The organism is Limnofasciculus baicalensis BBK-W-15 (assembly GCF_024178385.1).
GTDB classification, from domain to species: domain Bacteria; phylum Cyanobacteriota; class Cyanobacteriia; order Cyanobacteriales; family Coleofasciculaceae; genus Limnofasciculus; species Limnofasciculus baicalensis.
The window spans coordinates 22,768-33,013 of sequence record NZ_JAMZMM010000021.1; the positions used below are offsets into that span (position 1 = coordinate 22,768).

Here is a 10,246-nt window from a genome sequence, read left to right on the forward strand (position 1 = left end):
TCAAGCTTTATTGATTAATGACTTCTTTATTGAAGTTATTGATGTCATTTTTCAGTTGTTCGTGATTTTCCTTCGCATCTTCTAGCTTTTCTTCTCCTGTAGCCAGTTTTATCTTGCTAGCAAGAATCTCCTTAACTATTTCTCTCATCATCTCTGGTGTTAACCCTTTTTCAAGGTCATTGAGTAGTCTCCCTATAGAAGCAAAGTTGATTGATTGAATCTCAGTTTCTAGTTTATCGGTGATTCGCGGCAAGATTTTGTCATCTTGCATTGCTTGGAAAGCTATAGTCTCAATCGCTGTTCCTATAGAGTCAAAACTAATTAGCTGGAATTCCCTTTCAATTTTCTGATTAATTCTGTCTTCTAAATTTTGCCTATTCATGAATTCTGGCATCACATCGTTCATAATATCCTGTACTCTCTGGCTAAATTTTTCATGTATTTTCTTTTGTTTATCTACCTCTTTAGATATAGCATCATTGTCCCCTAGTAACTGATTAGCAGCTTTAATTTCTAGCTGATATCGCACAATATTTTGAACGGCAAAGCTACGAGTTTCTTCTTCCTCCATTTCCAAGATGGCATCGTAGGGACTGTATTTTGACAACACTTTACTTAGGATCGGCAAAAGTTCAATCGCTATAATAATTAGTGTTACAAACAAGTCAATAGTTTGGTTAACAGGATCTCCCTGGCTTATCTCTAGCAAAACCTCAAGTCGCTTTTTCAAACCAACTGACTTTTCTAACTGTGGCACTATCTTCTCAGCTTCCGTATCTATCTGTTTTTTTACTCCAGCGATTGCTTGCTCTACTCTTTCAATTTCTGCCTTTATTCTCTCAATTTCTGCGTTAAGGCGATTAAGTTCTTCTTCCTTAAACTTGGAGACAGGTCCCCATCTAGGAATTCCCGTGCCACAAGTACCCTCTTGTTCGCACTTTACTTGTTCGTATGCAGCCTTTCTCTCTAATTTAGTAGTTTCTAGGTTTTTCTCTAGCGCTTGCTTTTTTGAATTAAAATCAGCAACTTTTGGAGCAAATCTTTGGGTGGCTTTAGCAATAGCTTCATCTCTGCTATCAATCTGAATCTGCCCGCTTATTTCGCTATCGAAAATTTGGATTTCGGCAACCTTGCTAATGCCGAAACTGATTAATCCAGCCAGAGCCATACGAGGTACTAAGTTGACGCTTTGCTCAAAAAAGCCACAAAACTGCTCCCAAGTATTTCTTCTATGCTTTTTCTTGATGTTGGTAATCAAAAGTCTGTCGAAAGCTCCAACAATTAAGCCCCAGAATATACCAACACCAATGGATATTTCAAGGGAACCAAATGCCAGGAGTGCTGCACAACCACCAGTGAAAGAGGCTAATAGTGAGATCAGAAGTACAATTGCGCCAATTGAGGCATGTTTTTTCCGCTCTTTTCTGCAATCTGGTCTTTCCAGTATCTTTTCATCAGAAGCCGCGAGCCAGAAAAAGAATTTTAACCGCCAATTCAGTTCGGAGATTTGTTGTTGGTACGAATGTTGTTTGTTTTCAATATTTTCTACCAATTGATCTCACCTCCATAGGGTAAAAGTAAAGAATTATTACAGAGGTTTTGACATTCAAGAGAGGCATTCGCTTAAATTTTATTAATTGAGACTAATTTCCAGTTTCAACAGATTGTCTTCTTGAATTGGTGTTTTTTGTCTCATTCATAATGGTTTCAGCTTCTTGGCATTTTTCTTGAACACCCGCAAGAGCGAGCAAAGCACCTGCCTGATTTTCATTAGAGGCGTAGCTGATTGCTGCCACGACTCCTTCTAGACAATTAGCGACTGTGCGAGTTTGTTGTTTCCATTGCTGAATTTCTTCTATCTGTTCTTCAATCTCGCGTTTGTTACCGCCAATAGTATTTTTCAGATTTTCAATTTCTTCATCTTTCTCTTTCACCTGACTGATAAGGTTTTCTCTTTCCTTCTTAATCTCCTGTAATTCAGCTTTGGTACTATTCAGTTGGTTATTGAAATTTCCGTAAATCAAGCCACCCGCTAGGATAACCACAATACTTATCCCAAAACCAAGAGAGGTTATATTGCTATTATTCATGATTTTTTCCTCGTCATTTCATACAGGGTGCGTTAATCACGCATCCTATGGTAATAAAATGCACCCAAGCTTAATAGCGCTGATTTTGTCCACTACCACTTAGCAAGAACAAACCAGCAAAAGCAACAGTAGTTGTTTAATATTTGTTAGCTTTGTAGATGAAATATCCAAGTCTTTCATTCAGGAAGAGTTGAGCAGTCATGAAAGTATGCGATGATTGCCTCACCAACAGCTTTTGTCACTCCAGCCGCTACCACTGATTTTGCTGCCCATCCGAAAACAGGAACAAAGTCAAGAACCGAGTGTGCGATTTTACTGCCAATGAGTGGGGCTGCAATTGTAGTAAATACTGCTCCAGCATTTGTTCTGTCTAGATCGACATCATAAATCGATCCAACTTGTATGACCATTGTTACATCACCTCCAGTCATTAAATAATGAGAACCTGGAATCCAAGCCACACTTGCAAATCCCAAAGCCCACTTGGTAGTAGCAGAACGTGCCTGCTCTTTCGCTTGTCTCTTATTACATGCAGCCATACAGATAACCATCTCCTTCGAGAACTTTGGTTGTTTTTAGATTAACTCAATTAATCAAAATCTGAACCATCATATTCCTTCACGGTTTTGATTAAAGTTCCAACGCACTTTTAACATAAAAACCCTCATCAGCCATCATCAGCCCTCACCAGCCATCACCAGCCATCAAATTATCAATATATGTTAAATTATTGGGTGGCTTCGCGATCTTATGCTTAATATTATAAACTGAGTACTAGCTGCAACAACCGAAAGAAATGTCTATATCATGGAATGACTTTATAGAAAGAGTAGCTGAGGCTTATGGTATGTACGAGGGGGATGCTAAAGAGGCATTCTTAGCCAGATTTGCAGAAAAAAATCTGGCTAAGAAAGAGTCTTCTGTCGCAATTCAGTTAGAAATTGGTCAAGCTACTCTAGAAAGGCGACTGGCAAAAGTATATGTTGCATTCACTCTAAGTTGCCCTACTCTCAATACTGATAGACGGGGTAAATTTATGATCTTGCGAGACTGGCTAAAACAGAAATATAAGGACTACGAGAAAACAGGAGAATTGCCAAAACCACCTGCTACCTCGAACTTGGAAGTGGCAGAAAATGCGATCGCTCCCACAACTCCAAATTGGGAGATATCAGAAGACTTATATGTAGATCGCCTTCCTGTGGAATCTCAGTGTTATCAAGCCCTTTTGCTGCCCGGTTCTCTGGTTCGGATTAAAGCCCTCAGACATATGGGCAAGACATCTCTCATTGCTAGAATTATGGCTAAGTTAAAAGCTCTTAATGGCTACAGATCTATAATTTTGAGTCTTAAGCTAGCAGATAAAACACATTTCAATAACCTTAAGAAATTTTTGCGTTGGTTTTGTAGTAATGTCAGTAGGGATCTGCATTTACCTAATCGTTTAGATGATTACTGGGAAGAGGATGCTGGTAGCAAGTCTAACTGTACAACCTATTTTGAAGAGTATCTTTTGCCTGAAGCTGATAGTCCATTTGCCTTATGCTTGGATGACGTAGATTTAGTTTTTCCCTATCGTGAAATTTATGAAGACTTTTTCAGTCTCTTGCGCTCTTGGCATGAGAGGGCAAGGAGCCATCAGATTTGGAGAAAACTGCGGTTGGTGGTGGTACACTCAACGGAAGTTTATATACCTTTAAATATCAATCAATCACCATTTAATGTAGGGGTACAAATTGAATTGTCAGACTTTACCAGCGAAGAAGTCCAATCCTTTGCCAAGCTGCATAAATTAGATTGGGATTCAGTTCAAGTCGAGCAAATTATGGAAATGGTGGGAGGGCATCCCTATTTATTGCATTTAGCTTTTTCTCATCTAAAATCTTGCCAAGATCTTAACCTAGATTTATTTTTGCAAATGGCAGATAAAGAATCCGGGATTTATAGCAGTCATCTGCGAGAAAAATTGTCATTTTTACAACAAGATATGGGGTTATCTGTTGCCTTTAAAAAAGTAGTCACCGCAACTGGTGGCGTGCAATTAGATCCCATCCAAACTTATAAATTAAATCGCCTGGGTTTACTGAAAATCTCCGGAAATGAGGTGAAGCCGCGCTGCAATTTATATCGTCAGTATTTGTGCCATCATCTGGGGGATATCCAATGAATGCAGCTTTCCCCTATCGCTTTAGCGGTGGTAGTCTAGATCCTGAAGACCCTACTTATGTCAGGAGATCCGCAGATAAAGATTTCTATAAAGGGCTAAAGGCTGGAGAATTTTGCTATGTATTTAATTCTCGGCAAATGGGTAAGTCTAGTTTACGGATTCAGACTAAATACAAATTGCAAAGTGAAGGAATTGCCTGTGCCGAAATCGATTTAACTGGAATTATTAGTAAAGAGACTACTAAGGAGCAGTGGTATTTAGACATTATTAAAGAACTGATCGGCTCTTTCCAACTAAAAATAAATCGGCGTACCTGGTGGCGCGAACACAACGACCTCAGTCTCGGACTTCGTTTCAAGGTGTTTATTGAAGAGATTTTACTGGCACAAATCAAAGAAAAAATTGTTATCTTTTTTGATGAAATTGACAGAGTTATTGACTTAAATTTTGAGCTTGATGATTTTTTTGCCCTGATTCGAGCCTTCTATAGCAAACGCGCTACCAATCCCGACTATAAACGCCTCACTTTTGCCTTGTTGGGGGTAGCGATACCATCAGACTTAATTCAAGACAGAAAGCGCACGCCCTTTAACGTAGGTCACGCAATCGATCTCAAAGGATTTCAACTCAACGAATGTGTTACTTTAGAAAAGGGATTAGTGGGAAAAGTCAGTCATCCCCAAAGAGTACTGGAAGAAGTTTTGAAGTGGACAGGAGGTCAACCGTTTCTAACTCAAAAACTCTGTTGGATTGTTGCTAATTCAGAAACTTTGATTCCTGATGATAGTGAAGCTAAATCAGTCGATGATTTAGTGCGATTGCGCTTGATTGAAAATTGGGAATCTCAAGATAATCCACAACATTTAAGAACAATACGCGATCGCATCCTCCACAGTCAGGATAGTTCTGAGCAATTACTAAAACTATATCAAAAAATTCTGAAACGAGGAGCAATACCCGCTAAAGACAGTCGCGAAGAAATAGAATTGCAGCTATCAGGATTAGTCGTCAAGCGCGATGGAAAATTAACGGTTTATAACCCCATTTATGAGTCTGTATTCAATGAAACTTGGGTCAAGGAACAGTTAAATAGTTTCCAGTCTGAATCTCCAATTATCCCAGGTTGGACTCCACTGGTAGCCAGTTTAGCTGTAACTGTTTTGGTAATGGGAGTGCGATGGCTGGGTTTATTGCAATCCTTGGAATTGAAAACATTTGACCAACTAATGCGGAAACTTCCATTAGAATCAGAAGATAATCGTTTTTTAATCATCGGGGCAGATGAACGAGATATTGATGGTGATGGGTATGGTTATCCATTACCAGATGCGATAATCGCTCAACTTCTAGACAAACTTCAGGAGTATCAACCCGCAGCTATTGGCTTAGATATCGTCCGAGATCAACCTGTGCCAAAAACTGATATTCACGGTTATCAAGCATTTGTTACTCATCTAAAACACAATAAACAACTGATTACTCCATGTGCATTTGATAAAGATCCAAAGGAAAGTATTAAACCTCCACCGGAAAGCATAGAAGAACAAACAGGCTTTGTTGATTTGTACAGTGACAAAGATTTTAACCCGCAAGACGACACTATTCGTCGCTACCTTTTATCCCGTACTCCAAACAAAGGTGATCCACTTTATCCTTGCGCTACACCCTATTCGTTTAGTTGGCAACTGGCATACTTATACTTAAAAGATCGGGGTATTTTAGTAACATTTGATGCAGCAGATAAAAACTCGAAGTTTGGTTCTATTGTTGTTAGACGATTAGAAACCCATAGTGGAGGATATCAAAATTTAAAGACGTTTGCGGACGGCAACCAACTGCTAATCAATTATCGCAGAACTCACAATCCTCAGAAAATTGCCCAGCAAGTCACAGTTAGAGATATTCTGACAAATAGCAATAACTTTGACCCCACTTGGATTAAGGGTAGAGTTGTCCTTATTAGCGTTACTGCTGATAGCGATAAAGATGTTCACAATACACCATACGGGAAAATGGGAGGGGTATTCATCCACGCTCATGTAGTTAGTCAAATCCTCAGTGCGGTTGAGGATAATCGACCTCTTTTATGGTGGTTGCCTATGTGGGTAGAGACTTTTTGGGTATTATTTTGGTCATGGACAGGTGGGGTAATAATTTGGCAATTGAGATCGGGATTGTACCGAGGGATAGCAGTTACTCTTTCTCTAATTTTTTTATATGGATTATGCTGGATTTTATTAACAAAAGGAGGTTGGATACCTCTATTTACGTCAGGATTAGCGTTAGTTATTTCTGGAGGTATTGTCGGATCATACATAACTGTTAGGAATAAACAATCTAACTAAGATTGAGTAAAAAATCATACTGGACACTACTAATTATGAGCAATAAACATAGCAAAATCGCTGTCACAATCGCTTTAGTACTGGGGACACTAATCGGTAGTTGCCCACTGGCAAAAACACAACCTAGTAAACAAGCAAATTCTGAGCGACCAAAACCTCCAGATACTGGGACACCTTCAGGAGATCCGACTCCAGGCACAAGGCGGCCGGAGGCAAGTTGTAAAGAGACGGGTAAACCTTTAACTGCCTTATTTGCTAACAATGGGAAAGACTTTACAGTCTCAGAATATCCAACATTTTGGTTTTATATTCCCTATCCTCCTGAAGATATCAGCGATATGGAGTTTTTTATCGTAGAAGAGACAACAGATAAACCTATCTATGATGTGTCTATCAAGTTAACTGAAAAACCAGGAATTATCAAAATTGCGATGCCAACCGAATCCAAGTATGCTCTCAAACTGAACGAAACTTATCGTTGGCGTTTAAATCTTGACTGTCAACCCAATAAAAGCATTGAACCTGACCTAGTTTTAAGCGGATTTATCAAAAGAGTTTCACTAACCTCAATACTGCAAAATCAATTAGAGGCTATGAAACTTAAAGAGTACATTGCCTACCAAGATAATAATATTTGGTATGATGCTATTACGACATTAGCTGAACAGTATTCAGATAATTTACAGAATCGAGAGTTAGCGGAAGATTGGCAGAAACTCTTAAATAACTTAAATTTTTCTTGGATTAATGGAGAAGCATTCGTTGACTCAGGGGTAACCCAGATACCGGACTTCTCCAAGAAGTCGGGTATCTAGAGAATCACAGCCAATTTCCCACCAAAATATAGGCTGCCCAATAATCAGGGGTTCGATATTTTGCTTCATCTAATAGAGATTGTTGCGCTAGATGAAGTGCTTCCCCTTTAGGAACTCCATCACTTAAATTTTTGTAGAAATTCTCCATCAGTTTCACCGTAGATTCGTCATTTACTTGCCACAAAGTTGCTACCGTACTCCGTACCCCGGATCTCACAGCTAATCCAGCTAATCCTAGAGTTGCTCGATCATCTCCCTCTGCTGTTTTACAAGCACTCAGGACAAGTAATTCTATCGGTTGAGCAAACTGTTCATTAGTACTTCTGAGCAAATTATTCAAATCTTTTGCCCTCAGAAGTTCCCCTTTATTATTTTCAGCGCCATGGATAAGAATATATGTCTCTTCAGGATCGGAACTAAAGTTACCGTGAGTTGCTAAGTGAATTAGAGAAAAGTCACCTGAAGCCAGTTTTTGTTGCAGATTTATTCTCGTAAATTCTGAATTTTGAAGGATTTGGCTAGACGAAACCGTATTTTGAATTGTCTGCAATTCATTTGTCACATTAATTTTGTGAAAATTGCGATCGCCAACTTGGATTGACTCGCTGATTCCCGCGCCTAACAATTCCCCTCCTCTGGCTAGAGGTTGCAAATCGAAAAGCTTTGAACTTGGCAGGAGAACTAGAGCATATTTTTTCTGAATTAAATACTCGTTGTTTTCTTCATCATACAAAACTGACATGGGAATATTTCGCAAATCTCCATCCAAAACAAATACTAAAGTTTCAATTGTATCGCTCTGTTCAAGATACTTCTCAAGGGGTTGGAGTAACCATTTATAAACCTCTTTTGATGTTTGTTTGGTTTCCCCTCCCTTCCCGCTGACTATGAATTTTAGCATTTCACTCAAGGTGTTTTTCACAACTATCTGATCGATAAAAGTCTTATGGTTTATTAGGGGCTGCTCTGGCAATTGAAAAATTACTTCTAATCTATCTTCTAGAAGAATGGCATAAATAAATGCGGCTTTAGGATCTACATATATTTCCCGATCTCGCTGCGCTTTTAATAAAAGATTGCAGCCTAAAAAGTTTTCCAATTCAGCTACTTGCAGGGAGTCAATAGCCTCAATTGCTCGTTTGAGATTGTCTTGACTAGGTTGAGAGGTTCCATCCTTTCCCAAAAGCAAATCGACAAACTCTCGATAAACAGGTTCCACATTATCTCGAAAAGAAAACTGCTCCTCTATGTTAATAGATAGCAAATCTTGACGGACAATCTGCAAATCTTTGACAGCAGCATCATAAACCGCGATCGCACCTTCAATGTTACCCTGTTTTCTATATATTCTCCCTAACTGCCACTCCCACTGATAAGTAATATCGTAAGCCAGAATTGATTTAGCTATTGTACTAGCCTTTTCAGTTAACTTTTGTGCCTCAGATAAATCGTTCATCTCCTCATATAAACCACCAATAGTACCAATAGCATAAGCTTCAGCCCGTTTATTATTCAATTTTTGTCCCTGCTGCAACGCATCGTTCGCATATTGAATCGCCTCGTATTTCTTGCTAAATAAACTCAAAATCTCAGCAAAATTCAGCTTAGTATAAACTGTTATTACGCTCTCAGGTAAACTAGTAATCTCTGATTCGATTTCCGGCACTAAAGCCTCTGCTTCCCGATTGGGCTTTTCCTCATTCAACCATTTATCGAATTCCAGCAATAAACTCAGTCGGTTGATTTTTGCCTGAATTTGTGTAATCTTATTCCCAGAATAATTACTTACTTCTCGATAGTAATCTAAAGCTTGTTCTGCATTGTTTTTTGCTTCATTTTTATACTTGCTTGAATTACTTCTATTATATCTATCCACTTCCCTCTTGTATAAACCACGTTCAGTATTGCCCAAACTTAGTAGCGCCGCACTTATATCTACATCAGATTTATACTCCTGAGCAATTTTTAAACTTATCTCCAAAGCTTCCATAGATAAATCTAAATTACCAATATTCCGCAAAGCATCACCAAAAGTCCGCAACGCAATCGCACTTATCAAATTAGGCGATTGTCCCGGAATATTTTTGTCTCCCTCATTGGCGCAGCTATTATCTTTCTCATTTATCTTATCCTGACATTGTTCTTGACTATTTTTGTCTACCTCACTTGAAGCATCACAGATATTCTCCTGACTATCTATATCTACAGCAGGCAATAAAACCTGACAAGCACGACGATATTGCCCCAGCGCTTGCAAAGCAATACTCTGATTAACTATACTCCCGATAACACCTTCCTTATTACCTAACTCTTCGTACAATTTCATCGCTTCTTCCCAACTTTTTAAAGCCTCCTCATTTTCACCTAAAGCCAACTGCTGATGTCCTTCATTTGTGATAGAATTAGCTTGAATTTCCAACTCCTCTGGCGGAGTCGAGGCAAAAACCGGAGATATCGCCGAATTTCCTAATTTGCCATGTCCCCAGGTAATTAAGAGAATTATGGCTAGTGTGAGGAATAGATATTTGATAATAAACTTGACTTTTCGGAAAAATAAAATTATTGGTTTTGCCATATCCTTAATAATATCTGGACTACAAAAGTTCGTAGTAGGCGATTTATCGCCTCAACCAGCAATAAATTGCTTACTACAAACTCTTTTCCTCATCGTCTTTTCAGTCCATTTTAACTGATAACTTGCACCATTGTCAGTAAGCTGCCAAACCCGCCGTAGAATTAATTATACGGCTAATAGCTCAAGTCCATTAAAATGGACTAAAATTCTAATTCAGTCAGTTTTAACTGACTTAAGCTATTAGACAGTGGTTT

The 10,246-nt window shown here is 38.8% G+C and carries 7 protein-coding genes; 3 read left to right on the top strand and 4 right to left on the bottom strand.

Annotated elements, in window-relative coordinates; translation table 11 throughout:
• Positions 1–7 precede the first annotated feature (7 nt).
• The 3 genes from NJ959_RS03905 to NJ959_RS03915 all read right to left on the bottom strand — a co-directional run bounded on the left by NJ959_RS03905 (position 8) and on the right by NJ959_RS03915 (position 2,629).
• Complete coding sequence (locus NJ959_RS03905) at positions 8–1,552, bottom strand: DUF4407 domain-containing protein (RefSeq protein WP_254010438.1); 1,545 nt, start codon at positions 1,550–1,552, stop codon at positions 8–10.
• Between the two features lie 91 nt (positions 1,553–1,643).
• Positions 1,644–2,090: a hypothetical protein gene (locus tag NJ959_RS03910; protein WP_254010439.1), complete on the bottom strand. Its 447-nt coding sequence runs from the start codon at positions 2,088–2,090 to the stop codon at positions 1,644–1,646.
• Between the two features lie 176 nt (positions 2,091–2,266).
• Positions 2,267–2,629 (bottom strand): hypothetical protein, encoded by a 363-nt coding sequence (locus tag NJ959_RS03915; protein ID WP_254010440.1) that lies wholly within the window; start codon positions 2,627–2,629, stop codon positions 2,267–2,269.
• A 257-nt stretch (positions 2,630–2,886) separates the two neighbouring features.
• Here NJ959_RS03915 and NJ959_RS03920 point away from each other — a divergent pair, with 257 nt between their 5' ends.
• From NJ959_RS03920 to NJ959_RS03930, 3 genes are read left to right on the top strand one after another with little or no spacing between them, the layout of a single operon-like run.
• Positions 2,887–4,257: an AAA-like domain-containing protein gene (locus NJ959_RS03920; protein WP_254010441.1), complete on the top strand. Its 1,371-nt coding sequence runs from the start codon at positions 2,887–2,889 to the stop codon at positions 4,255–4,257.
• Positions 4,254–6,602, top strand: a complete 2,349-nt coding sequence (locus tag NJ959_RS03925; protein WP_254010442.1) for a CHASE2 domain-containing protein — start codon at positions 4,254–4,256, stop codon at positions 6,600–6,602. The genes NJ959_RS03920 and NJ959_RS03925 overlap by 4 nt, the downstream gene beginning before the upstream one ends.
• A gap of 35 nt (positions 6,603–6,637) precedes the next feature.
• Entirely contained in the window at positions 6,638–7,417 is a 780-nt protein-coding gene (locus NJ959_RS03930; protein ID WP_254010443.1) for a DUF928 domain-containing protein, read from the top strand.
• Between the two features lie 4 nt (positions 7,418–7,421).
• On the opposite strand, the gene NJ959_RS03935 is transcribed toward NJ959_RS03930, so the two are convergent.
• A complete protein-coding gene (locus NJ959_RS03935; RefSeq protein ID WP_254010444.1) occupies positions 7,422–9,992 on the bottom strand; it encodes a CHAT domain-containing protein in 2,571 nt (856 codons plus the stop codon).
• Positions 9,993–10,246 lie beyond the last annotated feature (254 nt).

Coding starts and splice junctions, on each gene's coding strand:
- NJ959_RS03915 (WP_254010440.1), bottom strand. CDS start 2,629: ATGGCTGCATGTAATAAGAGACAAGCGAAAGAGCAGGCACGTTCTGCT.
- NJ959_RS03910 (WP_254010439.1), bottom strand. CDS start 2,090: ATGAATAATAGCAATATAACCTCTCTTGGTTTTGGGATAAGTATTGTG.
- NJ959_RS03935 (WP_254010444.1), bottom strand. CDS start 9,992: ATGGCAAAACCAATAATTTTATTTTTCCGAAAAGTCAAGTTTATTATC.
- NJ959_RS03930 (WP_254010443.1), top strand. CDS start 6,638: ATGAGCAATAAACATAGCAAAATCGCTGTCACAATCGCTTTAGTACTG.
- NJ959_RS03925 (WP_254010442.1), top strand. CDS start 4,254: ATGAATGCAGCTTTCCCCTATCGCTTTAGCGGTGGTAGTCTAGATCCT.
- NJ959_RS03920 (WP_254010441.1), top strand. CDS start 2,887: ATGTCTATATCATGGAATGACTTTATAGAAAGAGTAGCTGAGGCTTAT.